Genomic DNA, 21,931 nt, shown 5'->3' on the forward strand with positions numbered 1-21,931 from the left:
GCGCGGGGTCAGTCCACAGGCGGTTTCACGTCGCTGCGCGCGAAGCGGTATTCGCTGTTGCAGAACTCGCAGGTGACGATGAGGGCGCCATCGACGGCCAGATCGTCGAGTTCCTCTTTGCCCAGGGAGCGCAGCACATTCTCGACGCGGTGGCGCGAACAGCGGCATTGCGCTTTGAGCGCGTGGCCGGTGAAGACGCGCACACCGTCTTCGTGGAACAGGCGGTAGAGCAGATCGTTGATGCCGGTCTCGGGCCCCAGCAATTCCTTGTCCTGGGCGCTGGCCATCAGCACCACGGCGCGCCGCCAGGCGTCCTCGGCTTCCTCGCCGTCGATGTCGCTGCTGCCTTCGCCACCCTGCCAGTCATGGGGCTTCGATCCGTCCGGCGTCCAGCCGCCGCCTTCCGGGCGGTGATGTCCGCCCTGGCTGGGCAGGCGCTGCAGCATGATGGCGCCGGCACGCCAGCCGCCGGGATGATTCTCGATCGCCAGCTTGAAGGCGGCCTGCAGCTGTTCGGATTGCTGGAAATAATGGTGGATGCAGTCAACCAGACTCTGCCCTTCCAACTCGACAATGCCCTGGTAACGCTCGGCATGCTCGCCCTGGTCGACGGTGAAGGCGAGATACCCGCCGCCCGTAAGACGCATGAGATTGGCGGAGGCCGCCGGTATCGCCGCCACCGCATCCTTGTCGAACTGGGCATAGCCGCGCACAGCGCCACCCGACGTCACATCGGCTACCAGCACGCGGACGGCACCGTTGCCCTTGGCCTGCAGGGTGAAGACGCCCTCGTATTTCAAGGTCGCGGCGAGCACCGCGGCAAGTGCCATCATCTCGGTGAGGAGATGCGCTACCGGTTCCGGATAGGCGTGTTTGGCGATGATCTCGCTGGCGACACCATCGAGGCGCACCAGGCGTCCACGGACGCCGTGCCCCTCGATCTGGAATGGTTGGACGAAGTCGCTGATGGGTGGGGTGATGCTGCTAGGTTCCATGCCCATCATATTAAAGCAGGCCGAGGCACCAATAAAGAATCCCCTGCTGGGCATGAAGGCGATTCTCGGCCTCGTCCCAGACCACCGATTGCGGGCCGTCGATCACCGCTGCGGTCATCTCGTCGCCGCGATGGGCAGGCAGGCAATGCATGAAGATGGCCTTCGGGTCGGCGAGCTTCATCAGCTTCTCGTCAACCTGGAAGCGGCGCAGCTGTTCGGTGCGGTCGAAGGTGTCGGCATCGCCCATCGAGACCCAAGTGTCGGTGACGATGCAATGGGCGCCCTTGGCGGCCTCCTGCGGGTTGTCGGAGATCTTCACCTTGCCGCCATTCTCATGCGCCCAGTTGATGACGTCGCGCGGTGGGGCGAGATTGGCCGGGCAGGCGATGTTGAGCTCGAAATCGAAGCGCACGGCGGCGTGGATCCAGCTCGTTGCCATGTTGTTGCCGTCACCGGACCAGGTGATGCGCTTACCCTGGATCGGCCCCAGATGCTCCTCGAAGGTCATCACGTCGGCCATCAGCTGGCAGGGATGGGTGCGGTCGGTGAGGCCGTTGATGACGGGGACGGTAGCGTATTCCGCCAGTTCCATCAGCTTCGATTCCTTGGTGGTGCGCACCATGATGCAATCGACATAGCGCGACAGCACGCGGGCGGTGTCGGCCACTGTCTCGCCGCGGCCCAATTGCGAGCTTTCGCGTTCCAGCACGACGACTTCGCCGCCCAGCGCCTTCATGCCGATTTCGAAGGAAACGCGGGTGCGGGTCGAGGGCTTCTCGAAGATCATCGCCAGCTTCTTGTCGGCAAAGGGCTTGGCATTGCCATCCGGAAAATTCTTGGCCTTCACGGCTTTCGAGACATCGATGATGCGCCGCAGATCGGCCCCCGACATAATGTCGAGATCGAGGAAGTGCTTGGGTGATTTGGTCATTTTATTCACGCAGCTTTCGCTTGGGCCGCCACGGCGGCAATCATGTCGATGGCGGAATCGATTTCCGCATGGGTGATGATGAGCGGCGGCAACAGGCGCACCGTGTTGTCGCCGGCGCCGACGGTGAGGAGGCCGACACCGCGCAGGCGTTCGACCACGTCGGTATTGACCACCTCTGGAACGCATTTGAGGCCGCGCATCAATCCCTTGCCGTGTTTGGCCGCAAACGTGCCCGGGAAGCGCTTCAGCAGCTCGTCGATGCGGGCATCGAGATGGGCGCCGGCCTTGTTGACATGCGCCATCAGGTCGGTGTCGAGGACGATGTCGAGCACGGCGTTGCCGACCGCCATGGCGAGCGGGTTGCCGCCGAAGGTCGTCCCATGCGCGCCGGGACCGAAGGCTGCCGCCACCTTGCTGGTGGCAAGGCAGGCGCCCATCGGGAAGCCGCCGCCGATACCCTTGGCGATCGAGACGATGTCCGGGGTGATGCCAGCCCATTCATGGGCCAGGAACTTGCCCGTACGCCCGACGCCGGATTGCACCTCGTCGAACATGAGGAGCAGGCCGAATTCGTCGCAGACCTTGCGCAGGCCTTTTAGGAAGTCGATGTCGGCGGCACGCATGCCGCCTTCGCCCTGCACCGGCTCGACGAGGATCGCGGCCGTTTCCGGCCCGATCTTGGCGCGCACTTCATTGAGGTTGTTGAAGGCGCAATGGTCGAAACCGTCGACATTGGGCGCATAGCCCTTGAGGTATTTCTCGTTACCGGCAGCGGCCAAGGTCGAGAGTGTGCGGCCGTGGAACGAGCCTTCGAAGCCGATGACGCGGTAGCGCTTCGGATCGCCGAAATCGTCATGATATTTGCGGATCAGCTTCAAGCCGCATTCGATCGCCTCGGCACCGGAATTGGCGAAGAAGACCTGGTCGGCAAAGGTCGCCTTGGTGAGACGTTCGGCAAGCCGCGTCTGGCCCGGCACCTGATAGAGGTTCGAGGTGTGCCACAGCTTGCCCGCCTGGTCGGTCAGCGCCTTCACCAGATGCGGATGGGCATGGCCCAGCGCCGTCACGGCGATGCCGCTGGCGAAATCGAGGAATCGTCGCCCGTCGCCCGTGAAGAGATAGGCGCCCTCGCCGCGCTCGAAGGCGAGGTCGGAGCGGGCATAGGTCTGCATCAGGCTGCTGGGCTTGGTGGTCATTTTGGCCTCGGGACATGGGTCAAAAAGGGCCGTTTCCGGCCCGGAAAGCGGCGACTATCGGGAGGGTGGCCCCCTTCTGTCAACCGCAGGTGAAAAACGAATGGAAACAAGGGCTACGAAGCTGGGCCACGATCATCTGGGTTCCTTGCAGGCATGAAAAACCCCGCCGACCGGTCTGGTGGGCAGGGGCGCTGTTCGCTCGAACGGGGGCCGGGATTTACGCGCCGGCGGGCTGTTCCGTTCGTGCCAAAAGCTGACCGCTCCGCACCTTGGTGCAGGGTCGACGTCGTTCAGCATTGGCGAGAAGTTTCAACATGGCGGGGAAAGTAGGGAAACCGTGCCGCTGGGTCAAGGTTTCTGGAGATCGGGGCTTCAGGCAATCAGGGCTTCAGGCGATAGCCGCGGCGGAACCAGACATAGGTGAGGGCGAAGAGGGCGACATTGATCGCCAGCAGAACACCCGCCCCGATCATCGGATCGGCCGAGCCGGTCCCGGTCATGCCGAAGCGGAAGCCGTCGATGGCATAGAAGACCGGGTTAAAGCGCACCAGGGCCTGCCCCGCCTCGGGCAGGTTCTCGATGCGGTAGAAGAGGCCGGAGAGAAAGGAGAGCGGCAGCAGCAGGAAGGTATGGACGGCGGCGAAGCTGTCCCATTTTTCCGCCCAGATGCCGACCAGGATGCCGATGAGGGCATGGAGCATCATGCCCATAAGGGCGAAGAAGACGAGGGCGCCAACGCTGTAAAGCGAGAGATTGGCGAAGAAAAGGGTGACGAGCGCAACGGCGATGCCGACGGCGCCACCGGCAAGGCAGCAGCCGCCGAGATAGCCCAGCACCCGCTCGGCCGGGGCAAGCGGCGCCATCAGCAGATCGGCGATGACGCGTTCATGCTTGTCGAAGATGAAGGAGCCAGCGGCGCATTCGAAGGCCTTTTCGCAGGCGACGAAGATGATAAGGCCGGGGGCGATGAAATTGAGGAGATCGGCATTGCTCTCTGCCGTGCCGGTGGTGCGCAGGGCGAGGTGGAAGACGGCGAGGTAGAGCAGGCTGGAAACGACCGGGCCCAGGATCTGGTAGTTGTAATCCTGAAGGCCGCGCCGCGCCTCGCGCTGGATCAGCGTGGCAAGGCCCATCCAATTGACCGGGCCGAAACGCCGCAGGGGCGCCAGCCGGGATGTTACGCTCATGGCTTCATCCGGCTGCCGTGTTCGAAGCTCAAATAATTGGCCATGAGCAACGCCAAATTGACCGCGACGAGCGTCACCACGCCAGCCAGGAGCGAGCCGTCGGCATGGCCGATGAGGCCATAGCGGAAGCCGTCGATCATGTAGAAGAACGGGTTGAGATGGGCGAGCAGCCGCCCGAATTCCGGCAGGCGCTCGGTCGAATAGAAGGTGCCGGAGAGGAATGCCAAGGGCGTGATGATGAAATTGGTCACCGCCGCCATGTGGTCGAATTTTTCCGCGTAGATGCCGGCGACAACACCCAATTGCGCCAGCATCAGGCTGGCCATCGCGGCATAGAACAGCATCGCCCACAAATGGGTGAGATGGAGCGGGACGAAGACCCAGATGGCGGCCGCTGTGGCAAGGCCAACCACGATGCCGCGGGTAAGCCCGCCCAAGGCCAGCGCCAGCGTGATCTCGAACGCGGTCAAGGGCGGCATCAGCAGATCGACGATATTGCCCTGGATCTTGGCGATCATCAGTGACGAGGAGGTGTTGGCGAAGGCGTTCTGGGTCATCGCCATCATGATGAGGCCGGGGGCGAGGAATTCCATATAGGGAACGCCGCCCACCAGATCGACCGAGTGGCCCATGGCCAGCACGAAGACGGCGAGGAACAGCAAGGTGGTGACCATCGGCGCCATGACGGTCTGGGTCGCCACCGTCAGGAAGCGGCGCACTTCCTTGCGGTAGAGCGTGTAGAGGCCGATCCAGTTGATGGCGCCGTAGCGGCGGGGGGCCAAAGTGGTTCTTGAGAGCGTGGCGTTCATGATGGGGCGAAACTAGTGCGCCCGGGGATGGCGTGCAATGGGCACGCACCGCATGACGGCATCCCACACACCTCATACCGTCATGCCCGATACCGTCATGACCGGGCCCAGCGTTGATCCCACTGGCCGGGCATCCACTCTCTCAGCCGCACCAGTGGATCCCCGGGTCATCGCCCGGGGATGACGCATTCAGAGACGAACTACTCGATATCGGCCAAACGGGCCTGCATGCTGTCCTTGGCGCTGGTCATGGTGAAGACCAGGTCGTAATGGCCCAGTTCCGTGGGATCCCAGGCGGCGACGGTCACATTCCCCCGCTGCCACGTGGGGACATCCATCTTGAAGGCGATGCCGGGGGCGATTTCGACGCGGTCGCGTTTGACCGCCGAATCCCCCAGGCGCTCGTTGAGGCCGGCCATCAGCTTATAGCCGTCCTTGGCGCGGACGGGGCTGACGCGGGCGGCCACCAGCGTGTACTGCTTGCCGCCGCTGTCGGTAAGATCATTGCCGCCATAGAGGGCACCGGAGAAACCGGTGTCGTCGAAGCTTGCCTGGCTGACATCGGCCTCTTCATCGGCGCTGCCGCGCTCGGCCACTTCCATGAAGTCGAAGCGCAGGCGCGACTTGACGCCGTTGATCTCAAATTCGACCGGGCGCCACCAGGAAAGGTTGGCCGGGTCCGGCGCCACCACGCGGCAGGTCAGGATGCCGACACTCTCATAGCGCTGCTCGTCGCGGGCGACATAGCCGACCATGCGGTTTTCCAACGCCGGGTCGTCGGCGCATTTCACCGTGGCGCCCTTGGGCAAATCCTTGAAGGGCAGCTTCATGTTCTTGAACTGGGTGAGGCTGGTGCCAAAGCGGTAACCGAGCGACGCCTCGTCCATGCCGGCCGAGGCAGGCGTGGCGCAGAGGGTCGCCGCCGCTGCGGAAAAAGCGCAAGTCATCAGCACAGCGGCGCAGGTGCGGCCTGCAGCCGTCGTCACAAAGCGCGTCATTGGCGTGTTCCCGTCCCGTGGGCGCGGTGCTCGTTGACTGCTGGAGAACGACGCTTCCTGTTCTCCGACTCGGCACCACCGATACCGGACAGAATGCCCGCAAATTGCGACAGTTCCGTTGTGAGAAGGATATCTCGGCTGTGAAATGGCTGTGATGAACGACCGTGCAATTAACCGCGGATTCATCTGGCGGTGACAATCCCGCAGATCTGCGGGTTAGTGTTAAAAACGCTTAAGGATTGAGGCGCTTTCCTCTTCCGTCATCCGCGGGCGTGACCCGGGGATCCACGGGCGCCGTTGATAGAGTGGATGCCCGGATCACGTCCGGGCATGACGGATCGTGATGCCGACAATGGACGATACCGCGCGTGTCAGAACGCCTCGGCCGGCATTGCCATCAAGGAGTCTGCCCCCGCCATCACGGTGGTGAAGAGCGAATTCGATTCCGGCAGCAGGCGCGCGAAATAGAAGCGCGCCGTCATCACCTTGGCGGCATAGAAGCCGTCGCTGTCCTCGTCCTTCTTGGCGAGAGCGATCTCGACCATGCGGCACCACATGTAACCCAGGGCGACCAACGCAAAGAGGCGCTGGTAGTCGGTGGCGGCGGCACCCGCCTCATTGGGGTTGCCGAGACCCGCTTGCGCGATCCAGGCCGTTGCCTGCTGCAGCTTGGCGAAGGCCTTGGCGAGCGGCAGGACGAACTCGGCCATTTCCGGCTTTTCACTGGCCTGGTCGATGTAATCGGCCACGGGATGGAAGAAGCGGCGCGCCAGGCGTCCGGTGCCCGTCGGCAGTTTGCGCCCCACCAGATCGAGGCCCTGGATGCCGTTGGTGCCTTCATAGATCTGCGTGATGCGCGCATCGCGCACCAGCTGTTCCATGCCCCACTCGCGAATATAGCCGTGGCCGCCATAGACCTGGACGCCGAGATTGGCGGCGTTGAAGCCGTGATCGGTCAGGAAGGATTTGACGACGGGGGTGAGCAGCGCCACGAAATCGTCGGCTTCCTGGCGCTTCTCGGGGTCCGGATGATGCAGCGAGACATCAAGTTCCCGCCCGACCCAATAGGCAAGGGCCCGGCAGCCTTCGTTGAAGGCGCGCATGGTGAGGAGCATGCGCCGCACATCGGGATGCACGATGATCGGGTCGGCAGCCTTCTCCGGAAACTTGGCGCCGGTGAGGGCCCGCATCTGCAGGCGCTCGCGGGCGTAAGTCACGGCACCCTGATAGGCGGCCTCGGCAATGCCGAGACCTTGCATGCCGACCGCGAGGCGCGCCGTGTTCATCATGGTGAACATGGCGGACATGCCCTTATGCGGCCGGCCCACCAGCCAGGCCTGCGCGCCATCGAAATTCATGACGCAGGTCGAGGACGCCTTGATGCCCATCTTCTTTTCAATCGAGCCGCAGACGACCGGATTACGGGCGCCGGGCTTGCCATCGGCATCGGGCAGGAATTTGGGGCAGACGAAAAGCGAGATGCCGCGGATGCCGGCCGGCGCATCGGGCAAGCGCGCCAGCACCAAATGGATGATGTTCTCAGTAAAGTCATGCTCACCGGCCGAGATGAAGATCTTGGTCCCGTAGAGCTTGTAGGAGCCGTCCGCATTCGCTTCCGCCCGCGTCTTGCAGAGACCGAGATCCGTGCCGCAATGCGGTTCGGTGAGGCACATGGTGCCGGTCCAGGTTCCGTCGACGAGTTTCGGGAGATAGAGCGCCTTTTGCGCATCAGACCCATGGGTGTGGATGGCGTTGTAATTGCCGTTGGAGAGGCCCGGATACATGCCGAAGGAGAGATTGGCCGAGCAGATCATCTCCTCGACGGCGAAATTGACCAGCTTGGGCAAGCCTTGCCCGCCATATGCCGGGTCGCAAGGGAGACCCGTCCAGCCGCCATCGATGAAGGTCTTGTAGGCTTCCTTGAAGCCCTTGGGCGTGGTGACGGTGCCGTTCTCGTAATGGCAACCCTCCTCATCGCCCGGATGGTTGAGGGGCTGCAGCACCTCCTCGCAGAACTTGCCGGCCTCCTCGAGGATGGTGGCGACGAGATCGGGCGTCGCCTCGGCAAAATCGGGAATCTGCTGCGGCAGGTTCTCGAATTGCAGCACTTCATTGAGCACGAACTGAATATCGCGCAAAGGGGCTTTATAGGCGGGCATGATTACGGTCCTCTTCTGCGACAGCCCCCTCTCCCCGACCCTCCCCCACGTTGGGGGGAGGGAGTCCGGCCGAGCTCGTGACAGCTTTCGCGTTCAAGCTGGCTCGAATTCCCTCCCCCCAACGTGGGGGAGGGTTAGGGAGAGGGGGTGTTTGCCACAAATCCATCCTGTTCAATTCCGCAGCGGCTTGCCGGTGGTGAGCATGTGTTCCATGCGCGCCAGGGTGGGGCCGGTGTGCAGCAAGGTCATGAAGGCCTTCTTCTCGAGCTTCGAGATCTGGTCTTCGGTGACGATGTCGGTGATGTCGGTCTTGCCGCCCGAAAGCACTTCGGCAAGCGCATCTGAGACGGTCACGTCATGCGGCATGGCCTTGCCCTGTTGCGCGAAGCCTTCGACGGCGAGTTGAAGCGCGGTGCGGCCGGTCGGTCCCGGCAGGCGCAATTCCTGCGGCGTCGGCGGCTGATAGCCGGCCGCGAGAAGTGCCAGGGCCTTCTGCTTGGCATCGAACAGCAGGCGGTCGCGGTTCATGGTGATCGCGTCATCCTTGCGCAGGAAGCGGAGTTCCTTGGCCTCGGCCGCGGATTTGGCGACCTTGGCGAGCGAGATCGCCTCGAACGCCTGTGCCACCGGCGGCATCGGGCCCCTGGGGTCGCGGGGGCCGGGCTGATAGCGCAGCAGCATCTCCTTGCAGCCGCCCCAGCCGGGAATGAGGCCGACGCCGACTTCGACCAGACCCATATAGGTTTCGGCATGGGCCTGGATCGCCGCGCAATGCAACAATACCTCGCAGCCGCCACCCAGCGCCATGCCCGACGGCGCGCCGACGACGGGGAAGGGCGCGAACTTCACGGCCTTGTAGGCGGATTGGCCGGTGCCGATCATGTCGTCGATCATCGGCCACATGGCGATGTTGGCGGCAAAGAGGGCGAGGCCGATATTGGCGCCGACCGAGAAATTCTCGGCCTCGTTATGGATGACGAGGGCCTTCATCTTCTTGCCGACATGGTCGACAGATTGTTTGACCAGCGCCAGGCTGTCGGGATCGAGCGCGTTCATCTTGCTGTGGAATTCAAGACAGGCGACGCCGTCGCCGATATCCCAGAGCGAGGCCGAACCGTTCTTGATGATCGGCTTGGAGCTGAGCTTGATGTCGGAGAGCAGCAGCACGCCATCAGGCCGCACCAGCTTGGTGTAGCTGCCATCGGGCTTCAGATGCTGGGTGGCGCCGTCCTCTACGCGGTAGAAGCTGCCGGCCTTGGCGGCGGTGGCGAGGAAAGGCGGCACCGGCAGTTTCTCGGCGGCGAGCTTTTCGGCGAACCAGGCGGCACCCATCTGGTCGATCATCTCAAAGGGCCCGCGCTTCCAATTATAGCCGGTCTTCATGCCCTGATCGACGGCGACCACATCGTCGGCGATCTCGGGGACAAGCGAGGCCGCATAAGAGAGGAGGGCGGAGAGGACCTTCCAGGCGTACTGGCCGCCCTTGTCCTTGTGTTCGACCAGCGTGCGCAAACCGCCTTTCGCCGCATCGGCGGAATCGAGGCGGGCGCGATCGCTGGGGGAGTAATCGCCGGTGATGAGGTTGATCGATTCCTTGACCTTGCCCCCGCCCGCGGTGTTGAGGCGATAGAAGCCACCCTTGCCTTTGCGGCCCGTGTATCCGTCGGCGATCATTTTTTCGAGGAGCGGCCAGGGCCGGCGCAGCTTCATATAGGCGTCGTCGGGTGCGAGCAGGCTCGCCATGCTTTTGTCGACATGCGGCATGAGGTCGAGGCCGACGAGATCGAGCAAGCCAAAGAGGCCGGTCTTGGGGGCACCAATCGGGCGGCCCATGATGGCATCCGCTTCCTCGACGGTGAGGCCGAGATCGAGGGCGGCCGTCACCGCCGCCTGCATCCAGAAGACGCCGATGCGGTTGCCGACGAAGCCCGGCGTGTCTTTCGCACGGACGATGGTCTTCCCCAGCATGCGGTCGCCGAAATCGCTGATGTCTTTCAAGACCTCAGGCCGCGTCTTCACGCCGCCGACGATTTCAAGGAGGCGCATATAGCGCGGCGGGTTGAAGAAATGGGTGATGCAGAAATCGGCCTGCACGGTTTCCGGCATGCCTTCGACCAGCTTCGCCAGCGGAATGGTCGAGGTGTTGGAGGAGAGGACCGAGCCCTTCTTCCTTTTGCCTTCAAGTTTGTGATAGAGGCCCTGCTTCAAATCGATGCGCTCGATGATGGCCTCGACCACCCAATCGACGTCGCCCAGTTGGTCGAGATCGTCCTCGATATTGCCGGGGGTGATGAGCTTGGCCGCCGCCTTCGACATCAAGGGTGCGGGGTCGGCTTTGAGCAACTTCTCAATCGCACCCTTGGCGATGGCGGAACGGTCGGTTCCGTCCTTGGGCACGATGTCGAGCAGGAGGACGGGGACACCGGCATTAGCGATCTGGGCGGCGATGCCCGCCCCCATCACGCCGGCGCCGATGACGCAGGCTTGCTTGATGGGCATCAGATGGCCTCCAGGATGGTGGCGATGCCCTGGCCGCCGCCGATGCATTGGGTGGCCAGAGCAAACTTCTTGCCCTCGCGCTTGAGCAACGACGCGGCCTTCCCTGTGATGCGGGCGCCGGTCGCGCCCAGCGGATGGCCGATGGCAATGGCGCCGCCGTCGAGATTGACCTTTTTCACATCGATCTTGAGGTCGCGGATGCAGGCCAAGGATTGCGAGGCGAAGGCTTCGTTGAGCTCGATGATGTCGATGTCATCGATGGTGAGGCCGGCGCGTTTAAGCGCGCGCTGCGTCGCCGTCACCGGGCCAATGCCCATGATCTCCGGCGCGCAGCCGGCAACCGAGATGGCGCGGATCTTGGCAAGGATGGGGAGATTGTGCGACTTCGCATAATCGAGCGAGGTGACGAGGCAAGCAGCCGACCCGTCGGTCAAGGGCGAGGAGGTGCCGGCGGTCACCGACCCGGCCGCATCAAAGGCCGGCTTCAGCCCGGCAAGGCCCTCGGCATTGGTGTCGGGGCGGATGGTGCCGTCTTCCGTGATGGTTTCCTTGCCAGAGACGATCGGCACGATCTCGTCCTTGAACTTCCCGGCGGCCCGCGCGGCCGCGGCCTTCTTCTGGCTTTCGACGGCGAAGGCTTCCTGCTCGGCGCGGCTGATCTTGTATTTGTTGGCGACATTCTCCGCCGTGATCCCCATCGAGACATAGGCCGCGGGCAGGCGTTCATTGAGCGCCGGGTTTGGCATGGGATTGAAGCCCAGCATGGGGACGCGGGTCATGCTTTCGATGCCGGCGCAGATGAAGACGTCGCCGGCACCCAGCGCGATGGCGCCGGCCGCGACGTGAATGCCCTGCATCGAGGAACCACAAAAACGATTGATGGTGGCGCCGGCAACCGATTGCGGGAGCCCCGCGATCATGCCGACCAGCTTGGCCACATTGAAGCCCTGCTCGCCTTCCGGGAAGGCGCAGCCCATCAGCAGATCTTCGATATCGTTGGGTTCGACCTTGGTCTTGTCGACGATGGATTTAACGACCGCGGCGGCGAGATCGTCGGGCCGCACCTTGATGAGCGCGCCTTTGTTGGCGAGATGGAAGGGCGAGCGCTGATAGGCGACGATGACGGCTTCTTTCATGACGGCTTTCCCCCTTAGGGCTTTGTTGCGGTGGCGGCGCGGGCTTTTTCCTCGTCCACCAGATTTTTCTTCAGGATCTTGCCGATGATGCTTTTCGGCAGATCGTCGCGGAATTCATAAAAGCGCGGCTTCTCGATCTTGGAGAGGCGCGTCTCCAGGAATGCATCGAGCGTTTCCTGGTTGCACGCTGCACCGTCTTTCAGCACAACGAAGGCCTTGATGTTCTGCCCGCGATAGGGATCGTCGATACCAATGACGGCGCATTCCTTCACCGCCGGGTGCTGGTAGAGCGCCTCTTCGATGACGCGCGGATAGACCTTGAAGCCCGACGCGTTGATCATTTCCTTGAGGCGGTCGGTGATGAAGACGAAGCCTTCCTCATCGATATGGCCGACATCGCCGGTGTGGAGGCAGCCGTCCTTGATGACCTCGTCGGTGGCATCCGGGCGCTTCCAGTAACCCAGCATCACCTGGGGGCCGCGAAAGCAGATCTCGCCCTTTTCGCCGGGCTTCATGCGCGTCACACCATCCTCCAGCGACACGATCTCGCAGGAGGTGAAGGGATAGGGTAGGCCGATCGACCCGGTCTTCCCGCCGGTATTCACGGGATTGCAGGAACAGACCGGGGAGGCTTCCGAAAGGCCATAGCCCTCGATCAACCGGCAACCGCTTTCTTCCTCGAACTTCTTCCGCACCTCAACGGGCAAGGGCGCGCCGCCGGAAATGGCGAAGATGAGCGAGGTAAGGTCGAAATCCTTGAACTGCGGAAAGTTCAGGAGCGCGTTGAAAAGTGTGGGCACGCCGACCAGTGCCGTCGGGCGCTTCGAATGGATGAGACGCAGCAGCTTCAACGTGTCGAATTTCGGCTCCAGGATCATGGCGCCGCCGACCGACAGCGTGAAATTCATGACACATGTCATGGCAAAGGCATGGAACAGCGGCAGCACGCCGATGGTCTTCGATTGCGGGTTGTCGACGGTATAGAACCAGCGCTTCGACTGGATGGCGTTCACATAGACATTGGCGTGGCTGAGCATGGCCCCCTTGGGGATGCCGGTCGTGCCGCCGGTATACTGCAACAGCGCCACGGCCTTTCCCGTGTCGATCTCGACAGGAGCGTAAGCACCGTCGTTATGGACCAGATCCTTGTAGGCGATGTGGCGGCTGTCGATCTTCATGCGCGCATGGGCCGAGCGCATGACGAAGGGATAGACCAGGTTCTTCGGAAACGGCAGTTGGTGCGCCATCGGGCAGACGATGACCGATTTGACGCGGCTTTTCATCAGCACCGCGTCGAGCTTGGGGAGCAATTGGGTGACATCCAGCGTCACCATGAAGTCGACCTCGGCATCGGCGATCTGCCGCTCGATCTCCGGCTCGGCGTAAAGCGGATTGAAATTGACCAGCGTGGCGCCTGCCTTCAGGGCACCGTGATAGAAGATGACGAAATAGGGGCAGTTGGGCAGAAAGAGACCCAGCCGCATGCCGGGCTTGAGGCCCACCTGCTGCAGGCCCTTGGCGACCTTGTCGCTCTCGCGCTTCACCTCGGCGTAAGTGTAGTGCTTGTCGAGGAAGTCGATGCAGTCATTGTCGGGATAGACCGCGGCACTGTCGTCAAGCAGCGCATAAACCGGCTTCGCCACGATCGGCGTCGCCGCGTCCACCTCGGGCGGATAGCTCGCGACCCAAGGCTTCGCCGTGCCGAATTCCTGCAGCGACGTGGCGTTCATGACCCTCCTACCGACCGCGGCGCCGTACTTTTCCCCTGACGGGTGCCGGATCAAGCCCAGAACATTAAAGACATTCTTTAGCCATCAAGGCAAAGGAATGGTTAATGACGGAGGTGGGTACACTGCTCGGTAGAAGCCAAGCGCCCCGCTATGCTAGGAATGATCGAGAAATATTTTCGCTTTCGGCCAATAGTTAGCAGGGGCACATGTCTGACACGCAGATTGCTGCGGCGCAGCAAAAAAGATGGAGCTTCTGGCCGCATCTCGCCTTTTCGACACTGCTGTCACTGATCATGCCTTATCTCGGTTCGACCTATCTGGGGCTGAAAAGCCCGGATAAGAAGATTGAGTGGCAGCGCAAGGCCATGCCGATCAGCGCGGCCATGCTGGCAGCGATCGCTATTCCCTATCTGCTAAACCTCAGCCTTGCCCCGCTGATCTTTTTTGCTCTGGCCTGGGCACTGAATGGAATCGCATCCGTCGTGGTGCTGTGGCGCGCGGCTTTGCGGTCGGATGCGAGCATCAGCATCGCACCGAGCGGCTTTAATTCGTTGCTTTTAGTGTTCAACATTCTGGTCTTTGCCTGGCTCGGCTCGCTAAGCTTTACCTGGCCGGACATTAGCCTGTTTAGAGCGACAGAGACGACGCCCGTCGTGGCCACCGGCGATCTGCTCTATGGGTTGAAATATACCCCGATCACCGATGACAACGGGTGGTCGCGGCGGGATCAAAGCGGCCGTATTGAGCGCGGCCAGTTGCTGCTGGCGAGGATTGAAGGCAAGGAAAGCCTTGTCCGCGTTCTGGCGGTTCCGGGCGACATTTTCGCGACGGCAGACGACGCCTTGCTGATCAATGGATCGCGTGTGTCTTTGCGCAGCCTCACCGAACCATGGGACAAGGACCGACTGAACAAGCTTGCCCATGACATCGCCACAGCCGGCGACATCGCCGGTGCTGACGCGCTGGATCAGCTTGTGCAGAGCCAAGCGAAGGTCGTCCAGACAAAGCGCTTGCTCGTCGCCCGCGACGCCGCTTTTCTGAAGCCGGCATTTGGCGCTGCTGTCCCGGTCCTTGAGATATCCGAGGAGGATGTCGTCCTGGTGCCCTGGGCCAAGTTCTGGAGCATGGGGGATCACCCCGGCGCGAAGAGCGACATCGCCCAGCCCAGCAATCTCTTTTTTAGAGGTTCCTGAGGGCCTTCTGATGACCGCGACGGACGCTACACCTTCTAAGCAGCCGAGGCATCTGTGGCTGCATGTTCTGCGCGCCGCCTTGGCATCCCCTATCCTTCCGGACGCCGGTCATCGATATCTCGGCATGCCGTTGAAGGCTCATGCGCTAAACAATGAGTCGTCGCCTTTTGGCATCATACCGATGGTCGTGGGTTGGATTTTCGTCTTGCTGGTTTTTGTCCTAGCGGACAGCGACATCAATAGTCTGATCTTATGCGCCGTGGTCTGGCTGGCCATCGGCTTGTGGTCCGGCATCAAAATGCTCCGCTGGGTCAGAGCGCACCCACGCGACGTTTGTACAGTGCCGTTCAACATCAGTAGCACCACCATCGGTAACCTGATCTGGATTCCGATTTTCGGCTGGCTTATCCTGGGCCAAGGATCTGCACCGACCTACTTCTTTCGGGTAGAGACCGGCACGCCGCTGGCAAAGGCAGGCGACATCCTTTACGCCATCGATTTTTCCAGAAGCAGAGTGGATATCGGGCGCGGCCAACTTCTACTGGCTAACGTCGACTCTCAACCGACTCTCGTGCGCGTGATCGGCATCCCCGGCGACCTGGTAGGGATCGGCTCATATGCCATTCATGTTAACGCCCATATCATCCGCATCGGCGCCTCCTGACCGAGACCGAAGCGACGCGCGGGCCTATCTATCGGGTATCGCAGGCGCGCTGGCTTATCCGGGCGATACCTGGCGCGATACCGAGATGGCGGGTAGTCCAGAGGCGTTGTTGAGCAAAGATCCCGTCATTCTGAGTGATGGCAGATACATGGTTGCACGCGACGGCGATGTTCTGTCGCCGCGTCTGGCTTTCTTGCCGACAACCATCATTTCCAGCCGCGATATTATCGCCGTGCCTTGGGCAAAGATCGGATTCCTGCAAGGTATGCCGGGTCAATCGAGCGGGATTGCCCAACCCAAAATGCCGGAACGTTAGCCCCTCACCCCAATCCCAGCTGCGTGATCACCTTCGCGAAGTCGTCGGCGAAGTTGCTGCCGGCTCTGAGGACTGGGGCGCCGGTGGGGAGGCGGTTGAAATCGGCGGAATCGAGTTCCTGGCTGGTGAGCACCGCGCAGGGGATTTTTTCAGTGACTGCCACGGCTTTGAGCGCGCGAATGAGATCGACGCCGGTCAGGCCCTTCATCACCTGCGAGGTGATGACCATGTCCGGGCGCACACGTAGCGCCGTGGTGAGGCCTTCGATCGGGTCGCTGACCGTGTTGACACGGAAACCGCAGGCCATGATCTGCTTGGAGAGTATCTTTGCAACGGCGCGTGCCGGGGTGATGAGGAGGATCTCGACATTGCGGATCTCGACGTCACCGGGCGAGAAGCTGCGGTTGACATGCGATGGCAGGGTGCGCACCAGCTGGGCGATCTCGTCATCGTCCGGCTGGGATTTCCGTTCCAACAGCTGGCCCAGCACGTCGCAGAAGCCCTGCGCATCACGCTGCGTCTTGTCGGTCCAGTCGCCGCTGTCGTTGAGATAGCCCTCGAAGCGCTGCGCCACCAGGGTGATCGCGGGAAAGCCGAACGAGGCGCCGGTGATGCGCAGATTGTGCGCGTGCTCAAGGAGCGCCGGTGCGTTGTCGTCATTGGCGCCTTTCTCGGCGATCTCGTCGAGCAGGCGATTCATCTCGGCAAGGCGCGTCGTCGCCTCGTCATGGAATTCGAGCTCGGCCTTCTGGGTCAGCTCGTCGATATTCGCGCCGGATACTTTCACGGGTCAGCTCTTTCCCTGGTATTTCGTGGCCGTGGCATTTTGTGGATTGCGCCGCGAAATTGGCCATTTGCGGGCAAGCACATTGATCGGCCATCTGAGCGACAGCCGAACGCGCGCCCGCAGCATGAGCGCCAGAAAGTTTAAAAGTAGTGAATGGGCCTACATTCCCAGGTAATGGTCTTGGGAATAACGGCTCTCGTGGCTGTCAGGCGGCCTTCTCGACGGCGACGATGGCGCCGCGCAAGGCCACGACCTTGACCTTGGTGCCGGCCGCCAGATCTTCGCCCTCACAGCGCCAGACAGTGTCGTCGATCTTGATCTGGCCACGGCCGTTGACGATCGGTTCCGACAGCGTCGCGTTGCGCCCCAGCAGCTGCTCGCCGCGGCGGTTGAGGGTCATGTCGTCGCTCTTGATCACCAGGCTGTGGCGGAAGCGATACCAGCCAAGCACCGAGACGGCCGAGAGCAACGCAAAAACGAGGACCTGGTTTTCCCAGGTGAGACCCGGCGCCACCAGCGCCACGACCGACGTCACAAGGGCCGCCCCGCCCAGCCAGATGAAGAAGAAGCCGGGGGTGAGGATCTCGACCCCGGCCAAGGCCGCGGCCAGAATCAGCCAGTGCCAGAACTCCAGGTCGAAGGTGAAACCGATATCGCTCATCGCAAATGTTCCTGGGGGCAAATGTTCCTGGGGTGCAAGAGATCCTGGTGTTATGCCGGGCTTCAGGTCCTGGGCAGGCTGGAGCGGCGCGTGTCGTCACGATCGCCCAAAGCCGATTTTGCGAGTTCGGCAATGCCGCCGAGGGCGCCGATCACATTGCTGGCCTCGAGCGGCATCAGGATGACTTTCTGGTTGTTAGCGCTCGCCAGCTTTTCCAGCGCTTCCGTGTAGCGAATACCGAGGAAGTAGTTGACGGCCTGCACGCTGCCCTTGCTGATGGCGTCGGACACCGAGGCCGTGGCCTTGGCTTCCGCTTCCGCGAGGCGTTCGCGCGCTTCGGCGTTGCGGAAGGCCGCTTCCTTCTCGCCCTCCGCCTTCAGAATGGCGGATTGCTTCTCGCCCTCGGCCTTCAGAATGGCGGCCTGGCGCAGACCTTCGGCTTCGAGAATGGCGGCGCGCTTGTCGCGCTCGGCCTTCATCTGACGGCCCATGCTTTCAACGAGGTCCTTGGGCGGCGCAATGTCCTTGATCTCGATACGTGTCACCTTGATGCCCCAGGGCTGGGTCGCATCATCAACCACATGCAGAAGCTGCGCGTTGATCTTGTCGCGCAAGGACAGCAATTCGTCGAGATCCATGCCGCCCATCACGGTGCGGATATTGGTCATGGTGAGGTTGAGGATCGCGTTTTCGAGATCGTTCACTTCGTAAGCCGCCTTGGCGGCATCCAGCACCTGATAAAAGACGACGCCGTCGACGCTGACCATGGCGTTGTCCTTGGTGATCACTTCCTGCGTCGGCACGTCGAGCACCGATTCCATCATGTTGATCTTGGCGCCGACGCGGTCGAAGAAGGGAATGATGAAATTGAGGCCGGGGCGCAGGGTCAGCGTATAGCGGCCGAAGCGCTCGATGGTCCATTCACGGCCCTGCGGCACCGATTTGATGCCCATGAAGACGAGCAGAACGGCGACAAACAATACGACGATGACGAAAATGGCGAACGTGCTGAGCATGGATGCTTCCCCCAAAGCGATGATCCGGCGATTGTTACACAACCAGAAAGCTTTTGAAATGTGGGGATGATTGGCGGCGATTCAAGGATGACGCGGATCGCTGCCGCTAACCCTTTGCGACCAGCACCGGATTTGCTGCCGCGGTTGCCGCCAGCGTGACGCTTTCGGGCGCTTCCAGGCCGACGCTTTCGATCTCGTCGGCGCGCTTGATCGCCTTGTCGGTCGAGATGCGGATCTGGCGGACATCCTCCACCGCCTGGTCGAAATGGCTTTGCAGCTTGCCCACACGCGTATCGAGGCGGTCGAGGTCCTTGGCCAGTTCGCCGACCTTGGCCTGGATGACATGGGCCTGTTCGCGCATGCGCACATCCTTCAAGACCGCGCGCATGGTGGTGAGGGTCGCCATCAAGGTGGTGGGCGAGACGATCCAGACGCGCGAGCGGCCGGCTTCCTCCACCAGATTGGGGAAATTGGCGTGGAGCTCGGCATAGACGGCTTCGGACGGCACGAACATCAGCGCGCAATCCGCCGTCTCGCCGGGCACGATGTACTTCTCGGCGATCGCCTTCACATGCACGCGGATCGCCACCGAGAATTCGCGCCGCGCCTGGGTGAGCGCCACATCACCGTCCGCGTCACGGATGGCGCGGTAGGATTCCAGCGGAAATTTGGAATCGATGGCGATGGCGCCGGGCGGGTTGGGGAGCTTGAGCAGGCAATCGACGCGCTTGCCCTCGCCCAAGGGCGCCTGGAACTCGTAATTGGCATTGGGCAGCGCGTCCTGGACGATGGCCGCCAGTTGCACCTCGCCGAAGGCACCGCGCGCCTGCTTGTTGGAGAGGATGTCCTGCAGGCTGACCATGCGGGTGGAGAGCTCGGCGATGTTTTTCTGGGCGGCGTCGATGACGGCCAGGCGCTCCTTGAGCTCGCCCAGAGATTGTCCGGCTTCGGTCGCCGACAGGGCGAGACGCTCCTGCACCCGGTCGGAAAGCTGGTTGAGGCGCGCATCGAGGCGCTGGTCGATCGCCGCCTGGGACGAGGCCTGGGTGGCGGCCAGGGACTGCAACTGCCCCGCCAACTGGTCCAGACGCGGGTCGGGGGCGGGGAGCGGCGCCGGGCGATGCCCGCGCCAGACCAGGATCAATACTGCCACCAGCAACAGGGCAATGAGGGCGAGGAGCGCCAGCATTGGGCTCGAATCCATGGCGAAACCTCGGAATCAGGGCAAAGGGAAGCGAATCGGGGTGCCTCGGCACCCCACCTCGCTTGACGATAGCCCGGGGAATCCATAGGTAAAGCGCGAAAGCAGCCCACTGTCACCGCGTAGTGGCACCACCCCTCACCCCGACCCTCTCCCCGCAAGCGGGGCGAGGGGGTTTTGAGCGTGGTCGCTATTGAGCCCCTCGCCCCTCTGGGGAGAGGGGTTGGGGTGAGGGGGGCTCGAAGACTCGCCTTTTTATGGAATGAGCATGGCCAAGTTACCGATCCTCGTTGCTCCTGACCCGCGGCTGGCCAAGAAGTCAGAGCCCGTCGCCGAGGTGAATGACGAGATTCGCCAGTTGATGGATGACATGCTGGAGACGATGTATGTCGCCCCCGGCATCGGCCTCGCCGCCCCCCAGGTCGGCGTGCTGAAGCGCGTCATCGTCATCGATATCGCCGGCGAGGACGAAGCCCCGGCCCCCTTGCGCATGGCGAACCCCGAAATCGTCGCGGTTTCGGATGACGATGCCGAATACAACGAAGGCTGCCTGTCGGTGCCGGATCACTACGCCGATGTGGTGCGCCCAGCCTCCTGCACCGTCAAATATCTCGACGAGAACAATGTCGCACGCGAAGTGACGGCGGAGGGGCTGCTCGCCACCTGCCTGCAGCACGAGATCGACCATCTCGACGGCGTGCTGTTCATCGATCACCTGACCTCACTGAAGCGCAACATCATCCTGCGCAAGCTCTTGAAGCAGAAGAAGGCCGGCGCCGGCGGCGTTCCGGCTTGACGGGCTTTCCCATGCGCGTCGTCTTCATGGGCACGCCGGATTTTGCGGCCGCTGCCTTGGCGGCGCTGATCGCGGCCGGGCATGAGATCGCGGCCGTCTATTCGCAGCCACCGCGCCCTGCCGGCCGCGGCCAGGATCTGCGCAAATCACCCGTCCAGCAATTGGCCGAGCGGCACGGCTTGCCGGTGAGGCATCCGGTGTCGCTGAAATCGCCGGATGCGCAGGCGGAGTTCGCTGCCCTCAATGCCGATATCGCCGTCGTCGCGGCCTATGGCTTGATCCTGCCGAAAGCCGTTCTTGCGGCACCGCGCCTGGGATGCCTCAACATCCATGCCTCGCTGCTGCCGCGCTGGCGCGGTGCGGCACCCATCCAGCGCGCGATCCTTGCCGGTGATGCCGAGACGGGCATCACCATCATGCAGATGGATGAAGGTCTCGATACCGGGGCGATGCTGGTGAAGGAGAGCGTCGCCATCGGGCCAGAGATGAATGCGGGGGCGCTGCATGACGCGCTGGCGGGCCTTGGCGCGCGGCTGATCGTCGAGACGCTGGCGGCACCTTTGCCGGTGGCCGTGCCGCAGCCGGCCGCGGGTGTCACTTATGCCGCCAAGATTTCCCCGGCCGAGGCGCAGATTGATTGGTCGAAGCCGGCTGCCGACACCCTACGCCAGATCCGCGCCTTCGCGCCAGTGCCCGGTGCCTGGTGCATGATGGAAGACGGCGCGCGGCTGAAGGTGCTGGCTGGGGAGATCGTGCAGAAATCGGGCACGGCCGGTTTGGCCCTCGATGACGCGCTCACCGTCGGTTGCGGCGAAGGTGCCCTGCGTCTCACCTTGCTGCAGAAGGCCGGCAAGAAAGCCATGAACGCCGGCGATTTCCTGCGCGGCCAGAAGGTGCCGGCGGGCACGCGGTTCTTCGCATGACGCGATTCAAGCTCACCATCGAGTATGACGGCGGGCCCTTCGTCGGCTGGCAGCGCCAGGATAACGGCCTCTCTATCCAGCAAGTGCTGGAGGAAGCCGTCACGGCGACGGTCCAGGAAACCACGATGGTCTATGGTGCCGGCCGCACTGATGCCGGTGTCCACGCCCTGGCCCAGGTGGCGCATGTCGATATCGAGAAGGCGATCGAACCGGCGCGGCTGATGGCGGCGCTCAACTTCCACATGAAGCCCAATCCGGTTGCGGTCACGGCCTGCGAGATCGCAGCCGACGATTTCCATGCGCGCTTCTCGGCGACAGGCCGGGCCTATCTCTATCGCATCGTCAATCGCCGCGCGCCGCTGGTGATCGACCGGGGTCATGCCTGGCATTTGGGCAGCGCTCTCGATGCCGGTGCCATGCATGAAGCGGCGCAGCGCCTCATCGGCAAACACGACTTCACCAGCTTTCGCGCCTCGCTTTGCCAAGCGCAATCGCCGGTGAAGACACTCGACCGGCTGGATGTCATGCGCCAGGGCGAAGAGATCCAGGTGATCGCCGAGGCGCGCTCGTTTCTGCATCATCAGGTGCGCAACATGGTCGGCACCTTGCGCCTGGTGGGCGAGGGGAAATGGTCGGCCAATGATGTGACCCGTGCCCTCGAAGCGCGCGACCGCTCAGCGAGCGGCCCGACCTCGCCGCCCGACGGGCTTTATCTGACGCGGGTTGTTTATTAG

At 62.7% G+C, this 21,931-nt stretch carries 20 protein-coding genes; 6 read left to right on the forward strand and 14 right to left on the reverse strand.

Features of this window, described 5'->3' with window-relative positions:
* Positions 1-8: 8 nt before the first annotated feature.
* From hslO to SMD31_RS10995, 10 genes are all read right to left on the reverse strand, one after another.
* Positions 9-995, reverse strand: a complete 987-nt coding sequence (hslO, locus tag SMD31_RS10950) for an Hsp33 family molecular chaperone HslO (protein WP_320500876.1) — start codon at positions 993-995, stop codon at positions 9-11.
* Positions 996-1,005: 10 nt separating this feature from the next.
* Complete coding sequence (argF, locus tag SMD31_RS10955) at positions 1,006-1,926, reverse strand: ornithine carbamoyltransferase (RefSeq protein WP_320500877.1); 921 nt, start codon at positions 1,924-1,926, stop codon at positions 1,006-1,008.
* 5 nt (positions 1,927-1,931) lie between these two features.
* Complete coding sequence (locus tag SMD31_RS10960; RefSeq protein ID WP_320500878.1) at positions 1,932-3,122, reverse strand: aspartate aminotransferase family protein; 1,191 nt, start codon at positions 3,120-3,122, stop codon at positions 1,932-1,934.
* A gap of 380 nt (positions 3,123-3,502) precedes the next feature.
* Complete coding sequence (locus tag SMD31_RS10965) at positions 3,503-4,309, reverse strand: ABC transporter permease (RefSeq protein WP_320500879.1); 807 nt, start codon at positions 4,307-4,309, stop codon at positions 3,503-3,505.
* Complete coding sequence (locus SMD31_RS10970) at positions 4,306-5,118, reverse strand: ABC transporter permease (RefSeq protein WP_320500880.1); 813 nt, start codon at positions 5,116-5,118, stop codon at positions 4,306-4,308. Before SMD31_RS10970 ends, SMD31_RS10965 begins: the two co-directional genes overlap by 4 nt.
* A 200-nt stretch (positions 5,119-5,318) precedes the next feature.
* Positions 5,319-6,116 carry a hypothetical protein gene (locus SMD31_RS10975; protein ID WP_320500881.1) on the reverse strand — a complete coding sequence of 266 codons (798 nt, stop codon included), beginning with the start codon at positions 6,114-6,116 and terminating at the stop codon, positions 5,319-5,321.
* A gap of 371 nt (positions 6,117-6,487) precedes the next feature.
* Positions 6,488-8,275: an acyl-CoA dehydrogenase C-terminal domain-containing protein gene (locus SMD31_RS10980; RefSeq protein ID WP_320500882.1), complete on the reverse strand. Its 1,788-nt coding sequence runs from the start codon at positions 8,273-8,275 to the stop codon at positions 6,488-6,490.
* Positions 8,276-8,446: 171 nt separating this feature from the next.
* Complete coding sequence (locus SMD31_RS10985; RefSeq protein ID WP_320500883.1) at positions 8,447-10,774, reverse strand: 3-hydroxyacyl-CoA dehydrogenase/enoyl-CoA hydratase family protein; 2,328 nt, start codon at positions 10,772-10,774, stop codon at positions 8,447-8,449.
* Positions 10,774-11,910 carry a thiolase family protein gene (locus SMD31_RS10990; RefSeq protein ID WP_320500884.1) on the reverse strand — a complete coding sequence of 379 codons (1,137 nt, stop codon included), beginning with the start codon at positions 11,908-11,910 and terminating at the stop codon, positions 10,774-10,776. Before SMD31_RS10990 ends, SMD31_RS10985 begins: the two co-directional genes overlap by 1 nt.
* A gap of 14 nt (positions 11,911-11,924) precedes the next feature.
* Complete coding sequence (locus tag SMD31_RS10995) at positions 11,925-13,640, reverse strand: long-chain-fatty-acid--CoA ligase (protein ID WP_320500885.1); 1,716 nt, start codon at positions 13,638-13,640, stop codon at positions 11,925-11,927.
* A gap of 206 nt (positions 13,641-13,846) precedes the next feature.
* Here SMD31_RS10995 and SMD31_RS11000 point away from each other — a divergent pair, with 206 nt between their 5' ends.
* The 3 genes from SMD31_RS11000 to SMD31_RS11010 all read left to right on the forward strand — a co-directional run bounded on the left by SMD31_RS11000 (position 13,847) and on the right by SMD31_RS11010 (position 15,813).
* Entirely contained in the window at positions 13,847-14,833 is a 987-nt protein-coding gene (locus SMD31_RS11000; RefSeq protein WP_320500886.1) for a hypothetical protein, read from the forward strand.
* A 10-nt stretch (positions 14,834-14,843) separates the two neighbouring features.
* Positions 14,844-15,497, forward strand: coding sequence for a hypothetical protein (locus tag SMD31_RS11005; RefSeq protein ID WP_320500887.1), 654 nt, complete (start codon positions 14,844-14,846; stop codon positions 15,495-15,497).
* An 85-nt stretch (positions 15,498-15,582) separates the two neighbouring features.
* On the forward strand, positions 15,583-15,813 hold the full coding sequence (locus SMD31_RS11010) for a hypothetical protein (protein ID WP_320500888.1): 231 nt from the start codon (positions 15,583-15,585) through the stop codon (positions 15,811-15,813).
* A gap of 4 nt (positions 15,814-15,817) precedes the next feature.
* On the opposite strand, the gene SMD31_RS11015 is transcribed toward SMD31_RS11010, so the two are convergent.
* From SMD31_RS11015 to SMD31_RS11030, 4 genes are all read right to left on the reverse strand, one after another.
* On the reverse strand, positions 15,818-16,600 hold the full coding sequence (locus tag SMD31_RS11015) for an Hpt domain-containing protein (protein ID WP_320500889.1): 783 nt from the start codon (positions 16,598-16,600) through the stop codon (positions 15,818-15,820).
* Positions 16,601-16,805: 205 nt separating this feature from the next.
* Complete coding sequence (locus SMD31_RS11020) at positions 16,806-17,261, reverse strand: NfeD family protein (RefSeq protein ID WP_320500890.1); 456 nt, start codon at positions 17,259-17,261, stop codon at positions 16,806-16,808.
* 62 nt (positions 17,262-17,323) lie between these two features.
* A complete protein-coding gene (locus SMD31_RS11025; RefSeq protein ID WP_320500891.1) occupies positions 17,324-18,277 on the reverse strand; it encodes an SPFH domain-containing protein in 954 nt (317 codons plus the stop codon).
* Between the two features lie 106 nt (positions 18,278-18,383).
* A complete protein-coding gene (locus tag SMD31_RS11030) occupies positions 18,384-19,481 on the reverse strand; it encodes a DNA recombination protein RmuC (protein ID WP_320500892.1) in 1,098 nt (365 codons plus the stop codon).
* Positions 19,482-19,746: 265 nt separating this feature from the next.
* On the opposite strand from SMD31_RS11030, the gene def reads away from it, so the two are divergent.
* From def to truA, 3 genes are read left to right on the forward strand one after another with little or no spacing between them, the layout of a single operon-like run.
* Positions 19,747-20,274 (forward strand): peptide deformylase, encoded by a 528-nt coding sequence (def, locus tag SMD31_RS11035; protein ID WP_320500893.1) that lies wholly within the window; start codon positions 19,747-19,749, stop codon positions 20,272-20,274.
* A gap of 11 nt (positions 20,275-20,285) precedes the next feature.
* Positions 20,286-21,197, forward strand: a complete 912-nt coding sequence (gene fmt, locus SMD31_RS11040) for a methionyl-tRNA formyltransferase (protein WP_320500894.1) — start codon at positions 20,286-20,288, stop codon at positions 21,195-21,197.
* Positions 21,194-21,931, forward strand: coding sequence for a tRNA pseudouridine(38-40) synthase TruA (gene truA / locus SMD31_RS11045; RefSeq protein WP_320500895.1), 738 nt, complete (start codon positions 21,194-21,196; stop codon positions 21,929-21,931). Before fmt ends, truA begins: the two co-directional genes overlap by 4 nt.

Source organism: Dongia rigui, assembly GCF_034044635.1.
GTDB lineage: Bacteria > Pseudomonadota > Alphaproteobacteria > Dongiales > Dongiaceae > Dongia > Dongia rigui.